The organism is Xanthobacter wiegelii (assembly GCF_043193855.2).
In the GTDB taxonomy this organism is placed as follows: Bacteria; Pseudomonadota; Alphaproteobacteria; order Rhizobiales; family Xanthobacteraceae; genus Xanthobacter; species Xanthobacter flavus_A.
Genome location: NZ_CM195529.1, coordinates 1,713,110 through 1,738,142, shown reverse-complemented (window position 1 = coordinate 1,738,142; position 25,033 = coordinate 1,713,110). Strand labels below are relative to the sequence as shown.

At 66.7% G+C, this 25,033-nt stretch carries 20 protein-coding genes; 8 read left to right on the top strand and 12 right to left on the bottom strand.

The window, feature by feature from the left end; genetic code table 11:
- Positions 1 to 2 precede the first annotated feature (2 nt).
- Both pgi and V5F63_RS08000 read left to right on the top strand, forming a co-directional pair.
- Complete coding sequence (pgi, locus tag V5F63_RS08005; protein ID WP_394102038.1) at positions 3 to 1,649, top strand: glucose-6-phosphate isomerase; 1,647 nt, start codon at positions 3 to 5, stop codon at positions 1,647 to 1,649.
- Between the two features lie 228 nt (positions 1,650 to 1,877).
- Complete coding sequence (locus V5F63_RS08000; protein ID WP_209488557.1) at positions 1,878 to 2,138, top strand: hypothetical protein; 261 nt, start codon at positions 1,878 to 1,880, stop codon at positions 2,136 to 2,138.
- A gap of 70 nt (positions 2,139 to 2,208) precedes the next feature.
- Here V5F63_RS08000 and oxlT (V5F63_RS07995) read toward each other — a convergent pair whose 3' ends face one another.
- From oxlT (V5F63_RS07995) to V5F63_RS07980, 4 genes are all read right to left on the bottom strand, one after another.
- Positions 2,209 to 3,516, bottom strand: a complete 1,308-nt coding sequence (oxlT, locus tag V5F63_RS07995; RefSeq protein WP_394102039.1) for an oxalate/formate MFS antiporter — start codon at positions 3,514 to 3,516, stop codon at positions 2,209 to 2,211.
- A 653-nt stretch (positions 3,517 to 4,169) separates the two neighbouring features.
- A complete protein-coding gene (oxlT, locus tag V5F63_RS07990) occupies positions 4,170 to 5,465 on the bottom strand; it encodes an oxalate/formate MFS antiporter (protein WP_509210824.1) in 1,296 nt (431 codons plus the stop codon).
- Between the two features lie 112 nt (positions 5,466 to 5,577).
- Positions 5,578 to 6,807: a formyl-CoA transferase gene (gene frc / locus V5F63_RS07985; RefSeq protein WP_394029800.1), complete on the bottom strand. Its 1,230-nt coding sequence runs from the start codon at positions 6,805 to 6,807 to the stop codon at positions 5,578 to 5,580.
- Between the two features lie 245 nt (positions 6,808 to 7,052).
- Complete coding sequence (locus tag V5F63_RS07980; protein ID WP_245327495.1) at positions 7,053 to 7,523, bottom strand: CBS domain-containing protein; 471 nt, start codon at positions 7,521 to 7,523, stop codon at positions 7,053 to 7,055.
- Positions 7,524 to 7,823: 300 nt separating this feature from the next.
- Between V5F63_RS07980 and V5F63_RS07975 the strand changes: the two genes are divergently transcribed.
- Positions 7,824 to 8,513, top strand: coding sequence for a GntR family transcriptional regulator (locus V5F63_RS07975; RefSeq protein ID WP_394102040.1), 690 nt, complete (start codon positions 7,824 to 7,826; stop codon positions 8,511 to 8,513).
- Positions 8,514 to 8,592: 79 nt separating this feature from the next.
- On the opposite strand, the gene carA is transcribed toward V5F63_RS07975, so the two are convergent.
- Positions 8,593 to 9,798, bottom strand: a complete 1,206-nt coding sequence (carA, locus tag V5F63_RS07970) for a glutamine-hydrolyzing carbamoyl-phosphate synthase small subunit (RefSeq protein WP_394102041.1) — start codon at positions 9,796 to 9,798, stop codon at positions 8,593 to 8,595.
- A 136-nt stretch (positions 9,799 to 9,934) separates the two neighbouring features.
- On the opposite strand from carA, the gene V5F63_RS07965 reads away from it, so the two are divergent.
- A complete protein-coding gene (locus V5F63_RS07965; protein WP_348634351.1) occupies positions 9,935 to 10,393 on the top strand; it encodes a GatB/YqeY domain-containing protein in 459 nt (152 codons plus the stop codon).
- An 89-nt stretch (positions 10,394 to 10,482) separates the two neighbouring features.
- Here the strand turns inward: V5F63_RS07965 and V5F63_RS07960 are convergent, their stop codons facing one another.
- On the bottom strand, positions 10,483 to 11,898 hold the full coding sequence (locus V5F63_RS07960; RefSeq protein ID WP_394029803.1) for an alanine/glycine:cation symporter family protein: 1,416 nt from the start codon (positions 11,896 to 11,898) through the stop codon (positions 10,483 to 10,485).
- Between the two features lie 784 nt (positions 11,899 to 12,682).
- Here V5F63_RS07960 and dnaG point away from each other — a divergent pair.
- The 3 genes from dnaG to V5F63_RS07945 all read left to right on the top strand — a co-directional run bounded on the left by dnaG (position 12,683) and on the right by V5F63_RS07945 (position 18,781).
- Positions 12,683 to 14,626, top strand: coding sequence for a DNA primase (dnaG, locus tag V5F63_RS07955; RefSeq protein ID WP_394029805.1), 1,944 nt, complete (start codon positions 12,683 to 12,685; stop codon positions 14,624 to 14,626).
- 259 nt (positions 14,627 to 14,885) lie between these two features.
- A complete protein-coding gene (gene rpoD, locus V5F63_RS07950; RefSeq protein WP_209488549.1) occupies positions 14,886 to 16,886 on the top strand; it encodes an RNA polymerase sigma factor RpoD in 2,001 nt (666 codons plus the stop codon).
- 173 nt (positions 16,887 to 17,059) lie between these two features.
- Positions 17,060 to 18,781, top strand: coding sequence for a peroxidase family protein (locus V5F63_RS07945; RefSeq protein WP_394102042.1), 1,722 nt, complete (start codon positions 17,060 to 17,062; stop codon positions 18,779 to 18,781).
- Between the two features lie 70 nt (positions 18,782 to 18,851).
- On the opposite strand, the gene V5F63_RS07940 is transcribed toward V5F63_RS07945, so the two are convergent.
- Positions 18,852 to 19,109: a DUF2798 domain-containing protein gene (locus V5F63_RS07940; protein ID WP_209488547.1), complete on the bottom strand. Its 258-nt coding sequence runs from the start codon at positions 19,107 to 19,109 to the stop codon at positions 18,852 to 18,854.
- A gap of 301 nt (positions 19,110 to 19,410) precedes the next feature.
- On the opposite strand from V5F63_RS07940, the gene V5F63_RS07935 reads away from it, so the two are divergent.
- Positions 19,411 to 19,974, top strand: coding sequence for a type 1 glutamine amidotransferase domain-containing protein (locus V5F63_RS07935; RefSeq protein ID WP_209488546.1), 564 nt, complete (start codon positions 19,411 to 19,413; stop codon positions 19,972 to 19,974).
- A 181-nt stretch (positions 19,975 to 20,155) separates the two neighbouring features.
- On the opposite strand, the gene V5F63_RS07930 is transcribed toward V5F63_RS07935, so the two are convergent.
- The 5 genes from V5F63_RS07930 to V5F63_RS07910 form a co-directional block, all read right to left on the bottom strand.
- Positions 20,156 to 20,869 carry an ABC transporter ATP-binding protein gene (locus tag V5F63_RS07930; RefSeq protein WP_394102043.1) on the bottom strand — a complete coding sequence of 238 codons (714 nt, stop codon included), beginning with the start codon at positions 20,867 to 20,869 and terminating at the stop codon, positions 20,156 to 20,158.
- On the bottom strand, positions 20,866 to 21,615 hold the full coding sequence (locus tag V5F63_RS07925; protein WP_394102044.1) for an ABC transporter ATP-binding protein: 750 nt from the start codon (positions 21,613 to 21,615) through the stop codon (positions 20,866 to 20,868). The genes V5F63_RS07930 and V5F63_RS07925 overlap by 4 nt, the downstream gene beginning before the upstream one ends.
- Complete coding sequence (locus tag V5F63_RS07920) at positions 21,608 to 22,525, bottom strand: branched-chain amino acid ABC transporter permease (RefSeq protein WP_394102045.1); 918 nt, start codon at positions 22,523 to 22,525, stop codon at positions 21,608 to 21,610. The genes V5F63_RS07925 and V5F63_RS07920 overlap by 8 nt, the downstream gene beginning before the upstream one ends.
- A complete protein-coding gene (locus V5F63_RS07915; RefSeq protein ID WP_394102046.1) occupies positions 22,522 to 23,442 on the bottom strand; it encodes a branched-chain amino acid ABC transporter permease in 921 nt (306 codons plus the stop codon). Before V5F63_RS07915 ends, V5F63_RS07920 begins: the two co-directional genes overlap by 4 nt.
- A 364-nt stretch (positions 23,443 to 23,806) precedes the next feature.
- Positions 23,807 to 24,979 carry an ABC transporter substrate-binding protein gene (locus V5F63_RS07910; protein ID WP_209488541.1) on the bottom strand — a complete coding sequence of 391 codons (1,173 nt, stop codon included), beginning with the start codon at positions 24,977 to 24,979 and terminating at the stop codon, positions 23,807 to 23,809.
- Between the last annotated feature and the right edge of the window lie 54 nt (positions 24,980 to 25,033).

Below are 25,033 nucleotides of genomic sequence, written 5' to 3'. Positions count from 1 at the left end.
CCATGACGCACCCAGATCCGAGCGCGACCGACGCCGCCTTTGCCGCCCTCGATGCCGCCTGGAAAGGCCGGACCGGGCGCATCGCCGATCTGTTCACCGCTGCCGACCGCTTCGAGCGATTCTCGACCAGCTATGGCGACCTGCTGCTGGACTTCTCGAAGACCGCGATCACCGACGAGACCCTGGCCCTGCTGCTGGATCTCGCCCGGGCGGCCGGCGTCGAGCAGATGAGGGACGCCATGTTTGCCGGCGACCACATCAATCTCACCGAGGACAGGGCGGTACTCCACACCGCGCTCCGCAACCGCTCGGATGACGGCATTACCGTCGACGGCATCGACGTGAAGACCGGCATCGACGAAACCCTGCGCAACCTCGCAAACTTCGCGTATGCGGTGCGCGAGGGGCGGATCGCGGGTGCGCGGGGTAACGCCTTCACCGATGTGGTCAACATCGGGATCGGCGGGTCGGACCTCGGGCCGGCCATGGTGGCCGGCGCTCTGGCGCCCTATCACGATGGGCCGCGCTGCCACTTCGTCTCCAATGTGGATGGCGCCCACATCGCCGACACGCTCAAGGGGCTGAACCCGGCGACGACGCTGTTCATCGTCGCCTCCAAGACCTTCACCACCGTCGAGACCATGTGCAACGCGGGAACGGCGCGGGCCTTCATCGCGGATGCCCTCGGCGAGGCGGCAGTGGGCGACCACTTCGCCGCCGTCTCGACGGCGCTCGATCGGGTGGAGGCTTTCGGCATTTCGCGAGAGCGGACCTTCGGCTTCTGGGACTGGGTGGGCGGCCGCTATTCGGTGTGGTCGGCCATCGGCCTTCCGGTGATGGTCGCCATCGGCCCGGACCGCTTCGGCGAATTCCTTGCCGGCGCGGCGGCGATGGACGAGCATTTCCGCTCCGCGCCGCTCGACCAGAACATGCCGGTGCTGCTCGGCCTCGTCGGCCTGTGGCACCGCAACGTCTGCCGCTTCCCGAGCCGCGCCATCATTCCCTACGACCAGCGCCTTGCGCGCCTGCCTGCGTATCTCCAGCAGCTTGACATGGAGAGCAATGGCAAGAGCGTGACGCGCGAAGGCCGCCCGGTCTCGCGCGGAACCGGCCCCATCGTATGGGGTGAGCCGGGCACGAATGCCCAGCATGCCTTCTTCCAGCTGCTCCACCAGGGCACCGACACCGTGCCCGTGGAATTCCTGATCGCGGCGCAAGGGCATGAGCCGAACCTGAAGCCCCACCAGAACCTTCTGGTGGCCAATTGCCTGGCGCAGGCGGAAGCGCTCATGCGTGGGCGCACGCTGGAGGAGGCCGCTGCGCAGCTGGTCGGGAAGGGCTTCGACGCAGATCAGGTCGCCGCTATCGCGCCCCATCGCGTCTTCCCCGGAGACCGACCTTCCATCACGCTGGCCTATGCCGAGCTGGACCCGTTCTCCCTCGGCCGCATCATCGCGCTCTATGAGCATCGGGTGTTCGTCGAGGCGGCGGTCTGGGGGATCAACGCCTTCGACCAATGGGGCGTGGAGCTGGGGAAGGAGTTGGCGACCCAATTCCTTCCGGCCGTGGAAGGCGGATCGCTCCCGCCCGGCGCATCGGGCTCGACGGCCGGTCTTATCGCCCACCTCGGCGCCCTCGCCCAGGCCTGAACGGTCGTCTTTGTCAGGCTAGCGCCTGCGCGCTTGTGCGCGCTTGTCGGCTGGGCCGGGCAATGCTGCTATGCAGCATTGCGGGTCCGCCTCTGCGTATTTTGTATACCACAGAGACGGGCGAACACGATACAAGACGGTCGTACAGGGACGTGGAAGCGTCGGGCGACCGAAATCAGGCCCGGCGGAACGCGCCGCATCCCTTCGGCATCATGCCGGGAGAGAGTTATGAACGCGCTTGAGCTTACGGCTTTCGGCCTTTTCGGGATCGTCCTCACCTTCGCTGCCAACGGGCTCACGGCCCAGAAGCCGTACATGACGGTGGCTGGCGGCCCCGGTATCCCGATCGAGGATGTCCTGTTGCAGACGCCCGAGCCGGGGTTTGCCCGCATGCAGAGTGCACCGGCCTCCGACACAAGAGGCTCGATCTCGACCCTCGTGATGGTCCATGCGGGTCCGTTCGCCCATTCTGCTCCGCGCGGCAATTGAAAAAAGGGAGCGGCAAGCCGCTCCCTCAAGTTGGGCCCGGGGTAGGTGGGCCAAATGAAGAGGCAGAGCCTCAGCCGGTGACCTTCGCGCGCGCCGGCTCGGCAGTCGCCTCGGCGGCCGCACCGGCGACGAAGCGGCTGCGCATCGGCTTCAGCACGAAGATGGCCATGAGAGCGGCGATCGCGTTGACCGCGGCGGTGATCATGAACACCAGGTCCCAGTTGCCGAGGCTGGCCACAGCCACCGACGCCATCGGCACCACCAGCGAGGCCGTGCCCTTGGCGGTATAGAGGAGGCCGGCGTTGGTGGTGGCGTACTTGCCGCCGAAGGTGTCGCCGCAGGTGGCCGGGAAGAGTGAGTAGATCTCGCCCCAGGCGAAGAACACGAGGCCGGTCAGCAGCACGAACAGCACCGGATTGGAGCCGAAGTGCGCCAGGGCCAGCACACCCACGGCCTCGAGGCCGAAAGCGATGAACATGGTGTTCTCACGGCCGATGTTGTCCGACACCCAGCCGAAGAACGGACGGGTGAGGCCGTTCAGCACGCGGTCGATGGACAGCGCGAAGGTCAGCGCCGGCATGGTCAGGCCGAGGATCGAGACCGGCACGTCGGCGATCTTGAAGTCCTTGGCGATGGAGCCGAGCTGCGCGGTCGCCATCAGGCCGCCCGCCGCTACCAGCACGAACATCAGGTACATGACCCAGAACACCGGGGCCTTCACCATCTCGCCCGGCCCGTAGTTGCGGCGGCTCTGGGTGGCGGACACCTTGACCGGGGGCAGCTGGCCCTCCTTCGGCCCCCGGAGCAGCAGCGAGAGCACCATCACGACGATGCCCTGCAGCAGGCCGAAGAACAGGAAGGTGTGCTCGTAGCCCTGCGACTTGATCATGGCCGCGATGGGCACGATCGTGAGCGCGGAGCCGGCGCCGAAACCGGCGGCGGTGATGCCGGCGGCAAGACCGCGGCGGTCGGGGAACCACTTCAGCGCCGAGCCGACGCAGGTACCATACACCGCGCCCGCGCCTGTGCCGCCAAGGGCAGCCGAGACGTAAAGCATGGCGAGGCTATCCGCCCGCGAATTCAGATACCAGGACAACGCGCACAGGATACCGCCGATGAACACGACGATCCGCGGGCCGAACTTGTCCACGAACCAGCCCTCGACAGGGACCAGCCAGGTCTCGAACAGCACGAAGATGGTGAAGGCGACCTGAATGGAGGCGCGGCCCCACTGGTGCTTCTCGTTCATGGGTTCGACGAACAGCGTCCACCCATACTGAAGATTGGCGATCATCGACATGCAGATGACGCCGATGAGCAGTTGCAGCCAACGCCCTCCCATGGGGCCGCCGACAGGCGCTGCGGAATTCTGAGCCATTTCCTTCCCTTTCTCACTGGGGATCATCGTGTGCGATGAACGGCCCGTGACGGTCGCCATTCTTGTTCGGGACGTTGATCGCCCCGTTCGCGAACCGCGGGAGAAAATGCCCAAGGAATCTGGTATACAGAATGCCGTTACGGCTATGTAACCGTTACTTCCTGCTGTATTTTTGGCTAACGGAGCCGTCTTGCAACGGCCCAATCATATATCGGCGCCGATCAATCTTCGGCCATCCAAATAAGAACCAGTCTAGCTCGCCAATTGCATCGGCCTCAAAACAGACCACGTCTTGCAAATTACTGATCTGAATAGAAATCTATTAGCTCATATTCGTCTTCTAAATTCTTGCCTTGGATCTGCCAAGCCATTCCGCTTCGTGAGCAAAGGCGGACCGGTGCGTCGACAGCGACCTGTCGCGCCCCCATTCTCGTCGACCGAAAGCCCCATAAGACGAAAAAAGCCCCGGCCGGAGCCGGGGCTTGAGGGACCGCCAAATGGCGGTGGAGGGACTCTGTCTCGCGCGGCCGAAGCCTCGCGTGTTCATGGGGGCTTTGAGGCTCGGTTAAAAACCCGATGCCACGCATTGGCCCTGGTCATCTCGAACCGGGCGGCGGCAGCACCGCCCGGTTCGGTCGTTCAGATCGTCCCGTTCAGGCGGTTGCCTGGCGCGTGGCCGTCGCCGCAGCCGCAGCCTCGGCATTGAGCCGGTGATGGCGGGCGAGCATGGGCCGCAGGACGAAGAGGGCGGCGAAGGCGGCGGTGAGGTCCATGGCGGCGACCGTGTAGAGCACGGTCGTCCAGGTGCCGGTCGCCTCCATCAGCAGGTTGGCCAGCGGCACCAGAAGGGCGGCGAAGCCCTTCGCGGTGTAGAGCATGCCGTAGATCTTGCCGATGTGCTTCGATCCGAAGGTGTCCGCGGCGGTTGCCGAGAACAGGGAGTAGACCTCACCCCAGGCAAGGAAGACGACGCCCGAGAGGATGATGAACGCCCAGGGATTGGTACCGAACGTCCCGAGGGCGACGATGCCGATACCTTCCAGGGCGAAGGCGAAGAACATCGTCTTCTCGCGGCCGATGTGGTCCGAGATCCAGCCGAAGAAGGGACGCGAGAACCCATTCAGGATGCGGTCCAGCATCAGCGCGAAGGGCAGCGCGGCCATGGCGAAGAAGTACAGGTCGACGTTGATGTGCTTCACGCCGAGATCTTCGGCGATCACGCCCAGCTGCGCCACCGCCATCAGGCCGCCGGAGACGGTGAGGACGAACATGGTCAGCATCACGTAGAACACGGGGGTGCGCAGCGCTTCTCCCAGCGTGTAGTCTCGGCGGGACTGGGCCACCGTCGAGGAGAAGGTCACCTCGCTCTTGCCCGGCGCCCGCAGAAAGCCGGCGGCGAGCATGATCACCGCGCCCTGCACGAGGCCGAAGGTGAAGAAGGTTTCCTGATAGCCGCTCGACTTGATCATGGCGGCGATGGGCAGGATGGTCAGCACCGTGCCCGAGCCATAGCCGGCAGCGGTGAGGCCGACCGCGAGGCCGCGCCGATCCGGGAACCACTTCAGCGCGGCATTCACGCAGGTGGCGTAGACGCAGCCCACGCCGATGCCGCCGACAGCCGCGGCCACATAAAGCGCGGTCAACGATCCGGCGTAGGAATTCAACACCCAGCTGAGGCCGGTGAAGAAGCCACCGACCAGCACCATCACGCGCGGGCCGTACTTGTCGATGAAGTAGCCCTCGATGGGCGTGAGCCAGGTCTGCACCACCACGAAGACGGTGAAGGCGACCTGAACGGACGCGCGGGTCCAGCCGTGCGCTGTGACGATCTCGGGAACGAATAGGGTCCACGAATACTGAATGTTTGCTGCTGCCACCATGCAGACGACGCCGGCGACCAACTGAAGCCAGCGATTCGTCGCTGGCGCCTTCACTGCCATTTCGCTCATTATTCCTACCCCTTAGACCATTCTTTTATTTTTGATCTGATTGACCGCCCCACCCTCTTGTTGTCCCTCGTGGCGCGGCGTTTCGTTTTTCGGACGGGTCGTTTTCTCCCCGTCAGACGGCACCGGCGGCACGCATGCCGGCGATTTCTTCGGCCGAGAAGCCCACGCTCGCGAGGACTTCGTCGGTGTGCTCGCCGAGAAGCGGCGCGCGCTCCACCGGCACATGATTGGCGGACAGCGCGATGGGCGAGCCGACCGTCACATAGGTCCCGCGCTCCGGGTGCGGCACTTCCACGAGGAAGCCGCGGTCGTAGAGCGCGCGATCATCCAGGATGTCCTTGGTGGAGAGCACCGGCCCGCAGGGCACGTCGATGGCGTTGAGCGCCTCCATCACCTCGAACTTGGTGCGCCGGACGGTCCAGCGCTCGATGATCTCGAAGCACTGCTCCAGCCGCTGGGCGCGCGCCTCGTGGGAGGCGAACTTGGGATCGTCGATCAGGTCCTTGCGGCCGACCAGCCGCATCAGCGGCGCCCAGCCCTGGGGCTGGATGATGACGTAGCAATAATCGTTCTCGCCGCCGGGCGCGCAGCGCAGGGCGGCGCCGGGCTGGCCGCCGCCGGAGCAATTGCCCGCCCGTGGCACGCAATCCCCGGAGGGCGCGCCGGGATATTCCGCAAGCGCGCCCGCATCAAGCCGCTGCTGGTCGCGCAGCTTCACGCGAAGAAGGTTCACCACGCAGTCCTGCATGGCCACGTCCACCTTCTGTCCCTCGCCCGTCATGGTGCGCTGAAACAAGGCGGCGAGAATGCCGGCCACGCAATGGATGCCGGTGCCGGTATCCCCGATCTGCGCGCTGGAGGCCGTCGGCGGGCCGGAGCGCCAGCCCGTGGTGCTCATGGCGCCGCCCATGGCCTGGGCGATGGTCTCGTAAGCCTTGGCATCCACGCCGGAGGCTTCGGCGAAGCCCCGGATGGAGGCATAGATCAGGCGCGGATTGCGAGCGCGAAGGCTCTCGTAGCCGAAGCCCTGACGCTCAAGAACGCCGGGGCCGAAATTCTCGACCAGCACATCGCAGGTCTCTACGAGGCGGTTGAGCGCCTCCTGGCCGGCGGGGGTCTTGATGTTGAGGGTGACGCTCTTCTTGTTGGCGTTGAGCATGGTGAAATAGAGACTGTCCACGTTGGACTTGTCCCTGAGCTGCGAGCGGGTGATGTCCCCGCGCCGCGGCATTTCCACCTTGATGACATCCGCGCCCAGCCACGCAAGAAGCTGCGTCGCCGAGGGGCCGGACTGAACGTGCGTCATATCCAGGACGCGCACGCCGTCAAGCGCCTTGCCCATGCACCCACTCCCGGAATTTCCTGCCCATTGCTTCATGCCGGTCTGCGCCGGCTTGGACGTGCCCCCAGAGATACGATCGGGAGGAACGTCCCTGGCATTTCAAGTTTTGAATTACGTATGCCAGATACAGAACTGTAACACTGCCCTCGTCCGTCCGCAAACGGGATTTGAACCATTCTTAGACGAAAGTTGGAAAAGCTTCGGAGCCGCAACGGGGTACGGGCGGCTCCGAATGGTTCCGCGCCTCAGCGCAGCGCGGCGAGGCCGGCCTCGATGCCCCCCGACACAGCTTCAGGCGACGGGTGGGATTCCGATTCCTTGAGGTAATGGCGCATGAGGTCGGTGGCGCTGATGACACCCACCAGCGCGTAGCTTTCCATCACCGGCAGATGGCGTACCTGGTGCTCCACCATCAGGCGCAGCACGGTCTCGATGGTGTCGCTCAGCGCGCAGGAGATCACCTCGCGCTTGAGCAGGGAGGCCAGCACCACCTTCGGCGTGTTGGCGCCATGCTCCAGCACCGCGCGCGTCACGTCGCGCTCGGAAAAGACGCCCACCACCGTGTTGCCCTCGGTGCGGCAGACGTCCTTGATAATGACGGAAGAGATGTTCTCCCGCTTCATGACGAGCACGGCGTCAGCCACCGTCTCGTGCATGCGCAGGGTGATGATGCGGGTGTCACGTTTTTCCCGCAGGATGTCGTCCACGGTCATCATTGGCGTGTCCTCCCCTGGCGAATGTTCGCCAATTGCCCGGCCAGTGTCCGCCGGACAGGGTGGGGCCTTGTTGTCGCCCGTCTCCCCTTCAAACATCGTGGTATTCAAAATACATCCTGTCAACGCAAGAAGCGTCCCGCATGTGCGCAGAACATGCTGCATCGCCGCAAGACTAGGCGATGCCTGCGGCATTGCTTGCAAGCACGCTCCTTCTCGCATCTGATATGATGTATTTGGTGCGCAACACGGGAATCACTTCAGACCCGACTGAATGCCGCGAGCCTAAGGCGAAGGGGTGCGATGACGTACCAGGATATCAACGTGAAGCCGATCGAAACGGAATCGAGCTTCCGGATGAAGGCCTACAAGGCGCTGAAGGCGGCCATCATGGAGATGGACATCTACAGCCATCCCGAGGAGATCCGTCTCGAAGAGCGCCAGCTTTCCGAGAAGCTCGGGGTATCACGCACGCCCATCCGCGAGGCCATGACGCTCCTTGAGCAGGAGGGCTTCGTGCGCTCCGTGCCCCGCCGGGGCATCTTCGTGGTGCGCAAGACCAAGCAGGAAGTGATCGAGATGATCACGGTGTGGGCGGCGCTGGAGAGCATGGCGGCGCGGCTCGCCTGCGAACGGGCCACCGAGGCCGAGATCCGCCAGTTGCGCGAGAACGTCCGCTCCTTCTCCAACCGCAACCCGGAAGAGTTCGTCTCCGAATATTCCGAGGCGAACCTCGCCTTCCACAAGCTCATCATCCGCATGTCCGGCTGCGCCCTGATCGCGGAGACGACGGAGAACCTGTTTCCCCACATGCGCGGAGTCCGGAAGGTCACGATCGGCCAGGCGCATCGCGCCCAGCGCTCCATCATGGACCACACGCATATCGTGGAAGCCATCGAGAAGCGCGATCCGGACCTCGCCGAGCGCCTCGTGCGCGAACATACCCTCGGCCTCGCCAGGCATGTGGCGGAGCATGGCGAGTTCCTGAACTAGCCTGCGCGCCGCACGAACCGACAAAAGAAAAGGGCCGGCACTTGCGCGCCGGCCCTTTTTCTTGTCGAGCGAAGATGGCTCAGGCCGCCTTGTGCTTCTCGATCATCTCGACGAAGCGGTCGAACAGATAGTGGCTGTCCTGCGGGCCAGGGCTCGCCTCGGGGTGGTACTGCACCGAGAAGACCGGCTTGTCCGCCAGCGCGATGCCGGCGTTGGAGCCGTCGAACAGGGAGACGTGGGTCTCCACCGCGTTCTTCGGCAGGCTGTCGCGGTCCACGGCGAAACCGTGGTTCATGGAGGTGATCTCCACCTTGCCGGTCGTGAGGTCCTTCACCGGGTGGTTCGCGCCATGGTGCCCCTGGTGCATCTTCACCGTCCGGCCGCCAACGGCGAGGCCGATCATCTGGTGGCCGAGGCAGATGCCAAAGGTGGGTACCCCCTTCTCGATCACCTTCTGGATGACCGGCACCGCATATTCCCCCGTCGCCGCCGGATCGCCGGGGCCGTTGGACAGGAACACGCCATCCGGCTGGAGCGCGAGGATGTCCTCGGCCGAGGTGGTGGCGGGCACTACCGTGACCTTGCAGCCCGCGCGGGCGAGCAGGCGCAGGATGTTGCGCTTCACGCCATAGTCGATGGCGACCACATGATGCTGCGGCGCCTCCTGCCGGCCGTAGCCGGTCTCGGGGTCCCAGGTGGTCTCGTCCCAGTCGAAGCGCTGGATGGAGGTGACGCCGGGAACGAGGTCCATACCCACAAGGCCGGGCCAGGCGCTGGCTTCTTTCTTCAGCGTCTCGATGTCGAACACGCCGTCCGGGGCATGGGCGATGACCGCATTGGGCATGCCCGCCTCACGGATCAGGGCGGTCAGCGCGCGCGTGTCGATGCCGGTGATGCCGGGGATGCCGCGGGCCTTCAGCCAGTCGTCGAAATGGCGGGTCGCGCGGTAGTTGGACGGGTCCGTCACGGCCGTGCGCAGCACCACGCCGCGCACGCCGGAGGCCGAGGCCATGGACACCGTCTCGATGTCCTCTTCGTTGGTGCCCACATTGCCGATGTGCGGGAAGGTGAAGGTGATGATCTGCCCGGCGTAGGAAGGATCGGTGAGGATTTCCTCATAGCCGGTGATGGCGGTGTTGAAGCACACCTCGCCGGCAAGATGGCCGGTGGCGCCGATGCCGAAGCCTTCGAGCACCGTTCCGTCGGCGAGCACGAGCAGGGCGGTGGGCCGGGGCTCGGCCCAGCCCTCGGGGGCGGTGGGGGCGTGGTCTTGTTCGCTGGTCATGGATCGCCTAGATAGAGGCTCGCGCGCCGCGTTTCCAGCGCCTCTCGCAGGAATTTGTGCGCCCCGGCCCAGGCCGGCCGGAGGGCCGCCGGGCCCCGCCACCCTTATGGCGCGCTTCAACACAGGACGGACGATCGTGCTTCGCGACGACATCAACGCGGCTCTGAAAGAGGCGCTAAAGGCCCAGGATAAAAAGAGAACCGGGACGCTCCGCCTCATCAATGCGGCGCTCAAGGACCGGGATATCGAGCAGCGGGGACATGGCAAGGACCCGCTCACGGACGATGAGCTGCGCGCCCTGCTCGCCAAGATGGTGAAGCAGCGGGAGGAGAGCGCCAAGATCTATGACGAGGGTGGCCGCCCGGAGCTTGCCGCGCAGGAGCGCGAGGAAATTACCTACATCCAAGTCTTTATGCCCAAACAGCTTTCCGAGGCCGACACGCGCGCCGCCATCGCCGCGGTGATCGCCGAGATCGACGCCAAGGGCATCAAGGACATGGGCCGCACCATGGCCGTGCTGAAGGAGCGCCATGCCGGCGCGCTGGATTTCGGCAAGGCTTCGGGCTGGGTCAAGGAAGCGCTGACGGCGGCCTGACCGGGCCGTTCACACCACCTTTCCGGGTGGGGTTCGGGGGCGGAATCGGTGACGTTCGGCAGATGCCGGGTCCGATCCCGCCCCTTTTCTCATTTGCGGCTCCAGATCTGCCGGTCGACGCCGGGCGGCAGGTCGGCCATTTCGTCGGCGATGAACACCGGCTCCTTCCCCGACTTCCGCTGCGTAAGGTAGTCCTTCGTCAGCCGCGTCACGGTGCCCGAGAGCAGGACGATGGCGATGAGGTTGATGGAGGCCATGAGCCCCATGGAGGCGTCCGCCGCATTGAACACGGTGGCGACGCTCTGCAGCGATCCCCACACCACCATCGCCAGCAACGCGAGGCGCAGGATGGCGACCCCTGAGACATGGCCGTGGCCGAGGAAGACCAGCGCGTTCTCGGCATAAGAGTAGTTGCCGATGATGGAGGTGAAGGCGAAGAAGAAGATGGCGATGGCCACGAAATAGCGCCCGAGCCATCCCACATGCACTTCCAGCGCCGCCTGGGTCAGCTGGGTGCCGGTGAGCTGCGCCGAGGGCACCACCTCCGACAGGAGGATCAGCAGCGCGGTGGCGGTGCAGATGACGATGGTGTCGATGAAGACGCCCAGCGACTGCACGAAGCCCTGGCTGACCGGATGGTGCGGATCGGGCGTCGCCACGGCGGCGATGTTGGGGGCGCTGCCCATGCCGGCCTCGTTGGAAAAGAGGCCGCGCTTCACCCCGTTCATCATGGCCGCAGCCACTGAGCCGGCGACGCCCCCCGCCGCCGCGCCAAATCCGAACGCGCTGCCGACGATATGGCCGAGCACGCTCGGCACCAGGGAGATGTGGGTGGCCAGCGCGTAGAAGGCGAGGCCCACATAGGCGAGCGCCATGAACGGCACCACGAATTCCGCGGTGCGGGCGATGGTGGCGATGCCCCCGAAGATGATGACGCCCGACAGCGCCGCGACCACCAGCCCGGTGCCGAGCTTGGGCACGCCGAACGCGCCCTCCACCGCATCAGCGATGGAATTGGCCTGCACCGCGTTGAACACCAGGCCGAACGAGATGATGAGGCAGACGGAGAACAGGCCGCCGGCCCACGGCGCCTTGAGGCCGTGGGCGATGTAGAAGGCCGGTCCGCCGCGGTAGCGGCCCTCGTCGTCCTTCACCTTGTAGAGCTGGGCGAGCGTGCTCTCGGCGAAGGCGGTGGCCATGCCGAGCGCCGCCACCACCCACATCCAGAAGATCGCCCCCGGCCCGCCCAAGGTCAGCGCCACCGCGACGCCGGCGATGTTGCCGGTGCCGACGCGCGAGGCCAGCGAGGTGCACAGGGCCTGAAAGGGCGTGATGCCGGACTTGTCGGTCTCGTTGGAGCGCAGCACCGAGCGCAGCATCTCCGGGAAATGCACGATCTGCACGAAGCCGAGCCGGAGGGTGAAGAATACGCCCACCGCCAGCAGGCCATAGATCAGGATGTAACCCCAGAAGATGGTGTTGAGGAAATCGATCACCGCATCCATGTCAGCCCGCCCCCCCCGCTGAAACGATGAAGCTTATCAGCGTGACCGTCGCGGTCCATCCCCATACCGCGCCGAGCGCGCCACTTTGTGGACATAATTCAGCGACGAGCGAGGGGTGTGGATAAGGGGGATTGCGGGGGCTCCTTTACAGGCGTCATGCCCGGGCTTGTCCCGGGCATCCACGTGGAACGGCTGGGAATACGCCTCGGGCACATTCGCTCCAGCGGCCTGACGTGGATGGCCGGAACCCGCATGTTTGCGGGTTCCGCTCCCAAGGGCGGACGTCGGCAACAGCCGACTTCCGGGACAAGCCCGGCCATGACGGGCGGTGCGAGGCGGGACACCAACCGTCATCCCCCGGCTTGTCCGGGGGATCCACCCATCGGCTGGAGCGCTGGCCGTAATCCCATCCCGGCCGGGCCGTGGATCGCCCGGACACGCCGGGCGATGACGCGAAGAGGCTGGAGCAGCGTCCCGGCGCGGCGCCCGGTCGTACCGTGAGCGGCTCGGCAGGGAACGAGAGAGGAAGCCTGCTCTCGCATCAGGCGCCGGCGGCCCTCCTTCTCCCCTTGCGGGAGAGGGCCGGGGTTGAGGGGTGTTCTGACGTTCGTCGCGACGGCGGCTCCTGCCCCCGCCAGCCCCCTCACCCCCGTCCCCTCTCCCGCAAGGGGAGAGGGGTGGCGACTGCCCCGTTTCCCCTCCCCCCAATTCCCGCTAGACTGGAGGGCTGATTTCCGGGCGTCCCCTCTCCCGCGCCCCAACAGACTGCCGGCTCCGCCTGCCCATGCGCTTTTCGCCCGCCTTTCTCGATGAGATCCGTGCCCGGCTCCCGGTGTCGGAGGTGGTCGGCCGTCGGGTGAAGCTGAAGAAGCAGGGGCGCGAGTTCGCCGGGCTCTCGCCCTTCAACGCGGAGAAGACGGCTTCCTTTTTCGTCAACGACCAGAAGGGCTTCTACCACTGCTTCTCCTCCGGCAAGCACGGCGACGTGTTCGACTTCCTGATGGAGACGGAGGGTGCCTCCTTCGGCGAGGCGGTGGAGCGGCTCGCCGCCATGGCCGGCCTGTCCCTGCCGCAGGAGACGCCGGAGGCCGCCGCCAAGGAGCAGAAGCGGCGCACCCTCCACGAGGTGATGGTGCTGGCGGCGAAGCATTTCGAGGCCAATCTGCAATCGCGCCTCGGCGCCAAGGCGCGCGGCTATCTGGCCGACCGGGAAATCGGCCCCGCCACGCAGAAGAAATTCGGCCTCGGCTATGCGGCGGGCGAGCGCTTCAACCTGAAGGAAGCGCTGGGCAAGGAGGGCGTCTCCGTCGCCGACATGGTGGAGGCGGGCCTGCTGATTGCCGGCGAGGACATCCCCGTCCCCTACGACCGCTTCCGCGACCGGGTGATGTTTCCCATCACCGATCTGAGGGGCCGGGTGGTGGCCTTCGGCGGGCGGGCGCTGGAGAAGGACGTTCCGGCGAAATACCTCAATTCCCCGGAGACACCGCTCTTTCACAAGGGCTCCCTACTCTACAACGGCTTTGCCGCCCGCACCGCCGCCCAGTCCGGCGCCCGCGTCATCGCGGTGGAAGGCTATGTGGACGTGATCGCCATGGTGGAGGCGGGATTCGGCGGTGCGGTGGCACCGCTCGGCACCGCTTTGACCGAGGAGCAGCTGCAATTGCTCTGGCGCATGTCGGAGGAGCCGCTGCTGCTGTTCGACGGCGACAAGGCCGGCCGGCGCGCCGCCCACCGCGCCATCGACCTCGCGCTACCGCATCTGAAGGCCGGGCGCAGCCTCTCCTTCGCGGCCCTTCCAGAAGGTCAGGACCCCGACGACCTGATTCGCCGATCCGGCCGCGAGGCCATGGAGCAGGTTCTGGCGCAGGCGAGGCCTCTCGCGGCGGAACTTTGGGCGCGCGAAAGCGAAAATGCCTCGCTGGAAACGCCCGAGCGCCGGGCGGGGCTGGAAGGCCGGCTGAACGAGGTGGTGAACGCCATCGGTGACGAGACGGTGCGCAAGCACTACCGGGCCGATCTGATGGGCCGCTTCAACGCCCTTGTTGCCCCGGCGGACCGCGCCCGCGGGGCCGGCCGAGGCGGTGGCAGCCGGGAAGGCTGGTCGCCCGGATTTACCCCCGGGCGGGGGCGTGGCGGCAAATTTCCCGGCAAGCCCTCGGCGCCGCCCTTGGCCCCGCGCGGGCAGGAGATCGCAAGGAGCGCGCTGGTGCGCGGGCCCATGGCCGCCCTGCCGCGCAACGAGGCGCTGCTGCTGTTCTGCCTCATCAACCACCCCTTCCTGCTGGACGAGGCGGGCGAGGAGGTATCGAGCCTCCCCTTCGCCAATCCGGAGGCCGACCGGCTGCGCCGCGCGCTCATCGAGGCGCACCTGGAGGGGCTCGACGCCGAAGCCCTCGCCGAGCAGCTCGGCCGCTCCGATCTCGACGCCTTGACCCGCCGCGTGAAGGCCCTCGCCAACCCCCGGCACGACTGGCCGGCCTATTCTGATACCGCAGAAACCGACGTTCGGCTCTGGTGGCATCAGCGCACGGCCTTGCATCGCAAGGCTCACGCGCTATCTAGAGAGCTGAAGGAAGCCGAGCGCACGCTGGGGGAGGATCCGAGCGAAGCGAATTTTGCCTGGCTCAGGGATGTCCGCGAGCGTCTTTCGGCGATAGACGGAACCGAGGCGCTGGTGGAGGGGTTCGGTGCCTCCTCCGGCCGTTCGGCGGTTCGGTCGCTGTAGGGATTTGAAGCCGGAGCGGCACAATTTGGCCAAGAGCCTCTGGCATGGCCCGCATGGCGGGTGCATGCCGAAGCTTCGGCCCACGAAACGGAAGGCAGCCTGCCGCCGACGACCATAGGGGTTGGAAGCGCGTTCAGGCTGGTTTAACGGGATGGCGTCAAAAAGGCCGCTCCCGGGTTCAAGGGCAAAAGGTGGCGAGGCAGAGGAGCCGCGCCGCCGTTCTGCTGTTGGAAATCGGCGGGATCAGCAGGAGAAGTCGATGGCGAAGCAATCTTCCGAAGCCACAGAGGCCCCGGAGAAGGAGACCGACGCCCCCGACGGGCCGTTGCTCGACCTGTCCGACGCCGCTGTCCGGAAGATGATCAAGAACGCCAAGCGGCGCGGCTACGTGACCTACGAGCAGCTCAACGAGGTGATGCCTTCCGAGGAAGTCACCTCCGAGCAGATCGAGGACACGCTGGCGATGCTCAACGACATGGGCATCAACGTCATCGAGGCCGAGGAAGCCGAGGCCGAAGAGGGCGCCGAGGAGACCGAGACGGCGGAGGAGCCGGAGGAGGCGGAAGGCGGCGAGCTGGCCGAGCCCGCCCCGCGCGCCGTCGCCCGCGCCGAGACCAAGTCCGAGCCGGCCGAGCGCACCGACGACCCGGTGCGCATGTACCTGCGCGAGATGGGCTCGGTGGAGCTGCTCTCCCGCGAGGGCGAAATCGCCATCGCCAAGCGCATCGAGGCGGGCCGCGAGGCCATGATCGCCGGCCTGTGCGAGAGCCCCCTCACCTTCCAGGCCATCATCATCTGGCGCGACGAGCTGACCGAAGGCCGCGTGCTGCTGCGCGACATCATCGATCTCGAAGCCACCTACGCCGGCCCCGAGGGCAAGAACCCGCCCGCCGCGCTCGGCGAGGAAGCAGCCCTCGCCCCCGAGGCGGGCGAGGACGGCCTGCTCGGCGACGGCGCCGGCCCCGACGGCGAGGAAGACGACATGGAGAATTCCATGTCGCTTGCCGCCATGGAGGCGGAGATCAAGCCGAAGGTGGTGGAGACCTTCGACCGCATCCATTCCAGCTACACCAAGCTGCGCCGGCTGCAGGACCAGAACGTCGAATCCAAGCTCAAGAACGAGACCCTCTCGCCCGCGCAGGAGCGCAAGGCGAAGAAGCTCAAGGAAGAGCTGGTGGGCGACGTGAAGAGCCTGTCGCTCAACCAGGCCCGCATCGACGCGCTGGTGGAGCAGCTCTACGAGATCAACAAGCGCCTCGTGGGCTACGAGGGCCGCCTGCTGCGGCTCGCCGACAGCTACGGCGTCTCCCGCGACGACTTCCTGAAGAACTACATGGGCGCGGAGCTGGACCCGAAATGGGTGCTGCGCATCTCCAAGCTCGGCACGCGCGGCTGGAAGGGCTTCGTCGCGCACGAGAAGGACACCATCCACGAGATCCGCGGCGACATCCACGCGCTGGCCACCGAGACCGGCCTGGAGATCGCCGAGTTCCGCAAGATCGTGCAGATGGTGCAGAAGGGCGAGAAGGAAGCCCGCCAGGCCAAGAAGGAAATGGTGGAGGCGAACCTGCGCCTCGTCATCTCCATCGCCAAGAAGTACACCAACCGCGGCCTGCAGTTCCTGGACCTCATCCAGGAGGGCAACATCGGCCTGATGAAGGCGGTGGACAAGTTCGAGTACCGCCGCGGCTACAAATTCTCCACCTACGCCACGTGGTGGATCCGGCAGGCCATCACCCGCTCGATCGCCGACCAGGCGCGGACCATCCGCATCCCGGTCCACATGATCGAGACGATCAACAAGATCGTCCGCACCTCGCGGCAGATGCTGCACGAGATCGGCCGCGAGCCCACCCCGGAGGAGCTGGCCGAGAAGCTCGGCATGCCGCTGGAGAAGGTGCGCAAGGTGCTGAAGATCGCCAAGGAGCCCATCTCCCTCGAAACGCCCATCGGCGACGAGGAGGATTCGCACCTCGGCGACTTCATCGAGGACAAGAACGCCATCCTGCCCATCGACGCCGCGATCCAGAGCAATCTGCGCGAGACGACGACGCGGGTGCTGGCCTCCCTCACCCCCCGCGAGGAGCGCGTGCTGCGCATGCGCTTCGGCATCGGCATGAACACGGACCACACGCTGGAGGAAGTCGGCCAGCAATTCTCCGTGACGCGCGAGCGCATCCGCCAGATCGAGGCCAAGGCGCTGCGCAAGCTCAAGCACCCCAGCCGCTCGCGCAAGCTCAGGTCGTTCCTCGACAACTGAGCTGTACGCGCTTCCAGCGATCAGACGGCAGGCTTCGGCCTGCCGTTTTCGTTTGGGGCGACACCCAATAGCGAGGAGGCAGCATAACTCGTTTAGGTTGTATTTATTTATTGAACAATTCTAAATATACAATATCGTACGGCCCCGTCACCGCTTGAGTGATGGGGGCACACATGGCACACCATGGATGGGTACAAGTCGACGATCCCGACAAGCTCACGCCCGACGGCCTGAAATCGCCCTTCGGCCGTCTGTTTCCGGCGGAGAACATCGCCTACGACAGCCTCGGCATTTCCCTGTTCGCCGGACCTGACGGCCCGCTCGGCCTGAAGGCTCCGCAGTCCGGAGAGGCGGGACACAAGGCTCCGAACCCGGCCGGCTTCACCTTCTTCGGGCAGTTCATCGATCACGACCTGACGGAATTCCGGGTGATCGGCGAGGGCAACCAGATCATCCCCTCAAACCCCTCCATCGGCCAGCGACAGAAGGTGCTGGAAGACCTCATCGACCCAGTCACGCAGCTCCCCACCACCACCAACGGGCGCAGCGGGCGGCTGGACCTGGATTCCGTCTACGGTCTTCTGGGCAATGTGCAGACGGACCTGTTCGACGCGGACGGGCTGTTTGTGCACGAAGAGAAGGAAGTCGGCGGCAAAAAATTGGCGCCCGACATCAAGCGCGGCCCCGAATATCGCAACAATCGCCTGATCGCCGACCCGCGCAATGACGAAAACAAGCTGATCGCGCAGATACATCTCCTGTTCGAGCGGCTTCACAACAAGATCCATGGCGACAAGCGCAAGGCGAAGCCGGATGCGCCCGCCGAAGACTTCGCGCCTTTCGGCAGCGAATTCAACAAGACGCGCGATCAGGTCGCCAGGATCTACCGCCAGATCGTTATCTTCGACTATCTACCTCGCATCGTGCGCCCGGCGCAGATCCGGGCCGTGCTGGAGCAGTTCACGCGCAGGAAGACGTTCATTCAGGACACGAACGCCCGCAACGATGCGATCCTCGCCAGGCTCGGGATCGGCGACGAGGCGGTGAAGGACGCAGTGACGATCCCCGTCGAATTTTCCCACGCGGTCTTCCGCCTCGGCCACACCCAGCTGCGCGACGGCTATCAGTTGGCAGGCCCCATAGGGCTGACCAACGACCCCGCGTTTGTCGGCGTTCCCCTGTTCCGCCGCAGCACGGGCTTCGCCGGGAAGCCCTGGGATCGCGATCTGCGGGGCGACGAACAGCTCTATGACGGCACCGCGAATTTTCACGTGGACTGGCCGCTGTTCTTCAAGCTCTCCAACGATGACCCGCAGGGCGGCGAAGGCATCGACACGCATCTTCCCTCCTCCATCTTCCGCCTGCCCCCGCCCGCCATCGGCGAGCCGCCCCAGTCGCTGGCCGAACGCAATATCCGCCGGGGCGTGGATTTCGGGCTGCCCGGCGGGCAGTCCGCCGCCCGCCAGTTGGCCCAACGCTACGGCTTCATCGCGACTATCGCGGAGGTGTTTCCCAAGGAGGTGTTTGGACCCGGCGGATCGTTTCCCGAAGTGCTGAAGCGCGAGCCGCGCCTGCGCTGGGACACGCCGCTCTGGTACTATGTCCTGAGGGAAGCGGAGCTTGCTCCGGACACGCCCCAGCTCGGCGCGGTGGGCGGCTATATCGTGGCGGAAACCCTTCTGTGCGCGCTGCTGGAGGCGGAGGTGACGGAGCCGGACCTCGCCCGTCGTCCGGAAGCCATCGCCATCGCGGCGCAGGCCTGGCTCGGGAAGTTCGACGCCCTGAATGTGGACTGGCAGGACACCGGGCCCGGCGACCCGCGGCATTACACCCGGCCGCTGGCCTCCCCCGATTCGATCATCTCCCTCAGCCAGTTGGTCACCTTCGTCTCCTGACCTTGGGCGAAACGTAGCCGTGAAGGCATCCGGCACGGGTTCCGCGACAGGCCGAACCCGTGCCGGCCCGTCACCGCGCCGGCGCCTCCACCAGGAGGCCGACGATGCGCCGGACCACCGGCAGGACGAGCAGCAGGGTGGGGAACGCCACCAGCCACGAGAGCCCCCAAGCCACCGGCCAGGTGGCGAGGAAATCGGGGCCGAAGCCGAGGCTGCGCCCGGTGGCGATGGCCGAGACCACGAAGGTCATCAGCACCGACAGCACCAGCGGCATGACGAAGCCGGCATAGCGCGCCGGCAGCTTGCGAATAGTCTGGGAGGAGCCCATGGGGCCATCCTTTTTCGGATGGTCCCGGTGGTCCGGATCGCAACGCGCATCCGACCGGCCGGGACCGGGGTTGGATGCGTTGCCTGACGTCGGACGCTTACGGCGCAGCATGGACTGCGCAGGGGCATAAAGCGCCGAACGGCCAGCGCCGTCAAGAGGGTGTGAAGCACGCCGCAGGCCGCCCCCGGAACGATCCTCCGCCCCCGTCATTGTCCCCGTAACCGGCCCGCACGCGGCGCGCCGGGTTTGCGGGCCTTGGCCATGGGTCGCCCGCGCCGATCCCTCAATGATGGAGGCTCACATGCCCGGTCCTCTGGACGGCAAGCGCATTCTCATCCTCGCCACCAACGGCTTCGAGCAGTCCGAGCTGGAAGTGCCCCGCGACCGGCTCAAGGAAGCGGGTGCGCAGGTTCACGTCGTCTCGCCCGAGCGCGGCGAGATCAAGGGCTGGGACAAGAAGGACTGGGGCCGCCCGGTGCCCGTGGACAAGACCCTCGCCGAGGTGCGGGAGACTGAATACGACGCCATCGTCCTGCCCGGCGGCCAGATCAACCCGGACCTGCTGCGCGTGGACCCGGCGGCCATCGGCCTCATCAAGTCCTTCTACGATGCCGGCAAGACGGTTGCCGCCATCTGCCACGCCCCGTGGCTGCTGGTTGAGGCGGGCCTCGTGAAGGGCAAAAGGATGACCTCCTACAAGTCCATCCGCACGGATGTGGAGAATGCCGGCGCCCGCTGGGAGGATGCTTCCGTCGTCACCGACAACGGCGTCATCACCTCGCGCAATCCCGGGGATCTGGAGGACTTCAGCAAAAAGATCATCGAGGAAGTGCGCGAAGGCAAGCACGAGCGCCGCGCGGCGTAGGGGGAGCTATTCCCTGTCTCGACCTCAACGCACCGAACGCGGCGTCGGCCGGGTTCGGGCGGAGAAGGTGGAGGTAGCCCTTTTGTGACCGTCATCGCCCGGACGAGCCGGGCGATGACGAACCCCAGAGCCGCTCTCGCGTTCCGGCTTCGCCGTCGCTTGTCCGGGGCTCGCGGCCCCCTCAAACCCCGAGATAGCGCCCCACCAGCCCGGCATCCCCCGCGAACGCCACCGCCGGCCCGGCATGCACCACCCGGCCCTTCTCCATCACCGCCACCTGATCGCAGACCCCGGCCAGCGCGGAGACGTGCTTGTCGATGACGATGAGCGAGAGCCCCTCCCCCTTCAGCACCGACAGCACCGCCCAGATCTCCGCGCGGATGAGCGGGGCCAGGCCTTCGGTGGCTTCGTCCAGGATGAGCAGGCGCGGGTTGGTCATCAGCGCGCGGCCGATGGCGAGCATCTGCTGCTCGCCGCCGGAGATGCGGTTGCCGTAATTGCGCCGCCGCTCGGCGAGGCGCGGGAAGAGGGCGTAGACGCGCTCCAGCGTCCAGGGCGGCAGGCCGGAGCGGCCGGGGGCGGCGGTGGCGACGAGGTTTTCCTCCACGGTGAGGGTCGGGAAAATCTGCCGCCCCTCGGGCACGAGGCCGAGGCCGAGGCGGGCGATGCGGTGGGGCTTCAGGCCCTTGAGCGCCACGCCATCGAAGGTCAGCGTGCCGCCGCTGGGCGGAACAAGGCCCATGAGGGCGCGCATGGTCGTCGTCTTGCCCATGCCGTTGCGGCCCACAAGCGCCAGCGCCCCGCCCGTGGGCACGGCAAGGTCCACGCCGAACAAAGCCGGCGTGCCGCCATAGCCGGCGGTGAGGCCGGTGATGGTGAGCAGCGGCGCGCTCATGCGCCGTCTCCCAGATAGGCGGCCTTCACGGCCGCGTCGGCCCGCACGGCGTCCGGCGTGCCGCAGGCGATGATGCGCCCCGCGACCAGTACGCTGATGCGGTCGGCGAGGCGGAACACCGCATCCATGTCGTGCTCCACCAGCAGGATGGCGCAGCGGCCCTTGAGGCGGGTGAGCAGGGCCACCATGGCGGCGGATTCCGCCGGTCCGGTGCCCGCCATCGGCTCGTCCAGCAGCATCAGGCGCGGGCGGGCGGCCAGCGCCATGGCGAGTTCCAGCGCACGCTTCTCGCCATGGCTCAGCGCGGACGCCGCCACCCCGGCGCGCGCGCCCAGCCCCACTTCATCGAGCAGGCCCGCCGCCTCGTCCCGCGCCGCGCGATCGGAAGCGGCGGGGCGCAGCAGGCGGAAGGTGCGCCCGCGCGCCGCCATCACGGCCAGCGCCGCATGCTCCAGCGCGGTGAAGCGGGGGAAGATGGAGGTGATCTGGAACGCCCGCGCGAGGCCGAGCCGCGCCCTTTTATGGACGGGCAGGCGGGTGATGTCCGCGCCGTCGAAGCGGATGGTGCCGGCATCGGGCATCACCTCTCCGGCGATCTGGCCGACAAGGGTGGTCTTGCCGGCGCCGTTCGGGCCGATGAGGGCGTGGATCTCTCCCGGCAGCACCGCGAGGTCCACGCCCGCCGTCACGTGCAGCGCGCCGTAGGCCTTGGCAAGGCCGGCGATCTCAAGCAGCGCCTCAGCCATCGCGCCGCCCCCCGAGCAGGGCAGCTATGCCGCCGCGCGCCAGCACCAGCAGCACCAGCAGGGGGCCGAAGATGATGCGCCAGTGTTCCGTGAGATGGGCAAGCCCATCCTCCAGCAGCACCACGCCCAGCGCGCCGAGCACCGGGCCGAGGGCGCTCAAAGGCCCGCCGGCGACCACCATGACGATGAATTCCGCCGAGCGGTGCCAGGAGAGATAGGCGGGGCTCACGAACTCGGTGAGATTGGCATAGAGCGCGCCCGCGAGCCCGGCGAAGGCCCCGGCGATGACATAGGCCACGAGCCGATAGGCATAGGGGTCCACCCCCAGCGCGCGCAGCCGCCGCTCATTGTCCCGTCCTGCCGCCAGCACCCGGCCGAAGGGCGAGCGCGCCAGCATGGCGCAGACGAGGACGGTGAGCGCGAGCAGGCCGAGCACCACGTAGTGGAAGGTCTTCGGGTCCTTCAGCCAGCGCGCGCCCGCCACGGTGGAGCGGGCGGCGAGGGTCAGGCCATCATCACCGCCATAGGCCGACAGGCTCTGGGTGACGAAGAAGGCCATCTGCCCGAAGGCGAGCGTGATCATGATGAAATAGACGCCCCGCGTGCGCAGCGAGATGGCACCCGTCACCAGCGCGAACAGGCCGGCCGCCGCCATGGCCACGGGGAAGGAGACGAGGGCATCGCGCACCCCCTCCTCCATCAATATGCCGACCGCATAGGCGCCGATGCCCATGGTCGCCGCATGGCCGAAGGAGACGAGCCCGCCCTGCCCGAGGATGAAGCCGAGGCTGACCGCCGCGAGCGCGAAGATCATGGCCCGCGCCACCAGCGTCAGCAGCGCGGTGTCGGCGAAGGCCGGCACGGCGGCGAGGGCCGCGAACACGGCGAGGGCGAGGAGGGCGCGCGTCATGCCGGCGCCGGGAACAGGCCGCGCGGGCGGAAGAAGAGGATGGCCGCCATCAGCACATAGACGCTCATGGAGGCGAGCGCCGGCCCGGCCGCGCTGGCGGCGGACGCGGACAGGACGAGCTTCAGGAAATCGGTGAGGAAGGAGCGGCCCAGCGTGTCGATGAGCCCCACCAGCAGCGCCGCCACGAACGCCCCGCGCATGGAGCCGATGCCGCCGATGACGATGACCACGAAGGCGAGGATGAGGAGGTTGTCCCCCATGCCCGGCTCCACCGAGAGGATCGGCCCCGCCATGGCCCCGGCGAAGGCGGCCAGCATGGCGCCGAAGGCGAAGATGCGGGCGAACAGGGCATTGATGTCCACCCCCAGCGCCGAGACCATGGGCGCGTTGGTGGCCCCCGCGCGCAGCAGCATGCCCGCCCGGGTGCGGGTGACGAGCACATAGAGCAGCCCCGCCACGCCCAGCCCCGCGCCGATGAGCACGAGGCGGTAGACGGGATAATTCAGCCCGTCCATCAGCCGCACCGAGCCGGAGAGCGCCTCAGGCATGGGGATGGCGAGGGGCGCCGAGCCCCACACCATGCGCACCGCCTCGCTCACGAACAATATGATGCCGAAGGTGGCCAGCACCTGATCGAGATGGTCCCGCCCGTAGAGCTGGCGGATGACGAGGCGTTCCAGCAGAAGGCCCAGCACCAGAGCCGCGGCGAGCGCCAACGGCAGGCCCAGCCAGAAGCTGCCGGTGAGGGCGGTGGCCGTGACCATGAGATAGGCGCCCAGCATGTATTGCACGCCATGGGCGAGATTGATGACGTCCATCACCCCGAACACCAGCGTGAGCCCCGCCGCGACGAGGAACAGCAGGATGCCGAGCTGGAGCCCGTTGAGCATCTGGACGAGGAAGAGGGTGAGGGTCATGGGACAGAGCGAGGAGCGTGAAATCGGCGACCGCGCCCAAGGCGCCGCAACCGTTCTTTCAGGACCGTCATCCCCCGGCTTGTCCGGGGGATCCACGGCACGACGGGGACGTGACCAAGAGACTGGCCGCGGAATAACGGTGGGGTGGATGCCCCCGGAACCCGGCTGTTGCCGGGTTCCGGACTCTCGAAAGGAAGTCGGCAACAGCCGACTTCCTCACAAGCCGGGGCATGACGTCTACTAATCAGGAGGCCGCTCCCCGGACGGGGCACGCCGCCTTCGGCGAACCCTCGGCGCGGGCCCCCTGCCCGCATTCCGCTGTCGCTGCATGCGTCCGGGGTGCGAGATGAGGTGAGGCCGGGCCTCACTTCATCTCGCACTTTTCCGCATAGGCGTCGCCATAATTGGAGAAGACCTTCTCCTGCACCATGGTCTCCACCTTCCCGTCCGCCCGCTTGCCCACCTTCACGAGGTAGAAGTCCTGGATGGGGAACTGGTTGGTGTTGAACTTGAAATTGCCGCGCACGCTCGAAAAGTCCGCCTTCTTCAGCGCCGCGCGCACGGCCGCCTTGTCGGCGGTCTTGCCGCCGGTGGCCTTCAGGGCGCTGTCGATGAGCTTGGCGGCATCATAGCCCTGCGCGGCGTAGAGCGCGGGGATGTAGCCGTATTCCTTCTCGAACGCCGCCACGAAGGCCTTGTTGGCGGAGGTGTCGAGGTCCGGCGCCCAGGCCGCGCCGGAGTAGAAGCCGAGCGCCGCCTCGCCGGTGGCGGGGAGCGTCGTCTCGTCCACGGTGAAGGCGGAGAGGAAGGGCGTGGTGTCGGCGAGGCCCGCCTGCCGGTACTGCTTCACGAGGTTCACGCCCATGCCGCCGGGCATGAAGGTGAAGACGGCATCGGGCTTGGCGGCGGCGATCTTCGCAAGCTCGGCGGAGAAATCGAGCTGGCCGAGCTGGGTGTAGATCTCGTCCGCCACCTCGCCCTTGTAATAGCGCTTGAAGCCGGCCAGCGAATCCTTGCCCGCCTGATAGTTGGGGGCGATCAGCACCACCTTCTTGAAGCCCTTGTCCTGCGCATACTTGCCGAGAACCTCGTGGTTCTGGTCGTTCTGGTAGGAGGCGGAGAAGAAGAAGGGGCTGCAGCCGGCGCCGGCGATGGTGGAGGGGCCGGCATTGCCGGAGATGAGGAAGGTCTCGTTGGCCGTCACCGGCTTCGCCACCGCGCCCATCACATTGGAGAAGACCACGCCGGCGACGAAGTCCACCTTGTCGCGCTCAAGCAGGCCCTTCACCTTCTGCACGGCGATGTCGGGCTTCAGTTCGTCATCGACGACGATCACTTCGGTCTGCTGCCCGCCGAGCTTGCCGCCCAGCTCCTTCACCGCCAGCAGGAAGCCGTCGCGCATGTGCTGGCCGAGCACGGCGGACGGGCCGGACAAGGTGGAGACCAGCCCCACCTTCACCGGATCGGCCGCGGCCGCGCCGGACAGTGCGAGCGTGCCAAGGAGCGCGGTGGAAGCGAGAAGTCCCTTGAAACCCATGGCGGCGAAGTCCCCGGTGGATGGTTCTGGCGTCAGTCGTGTGACGTGCCGGCA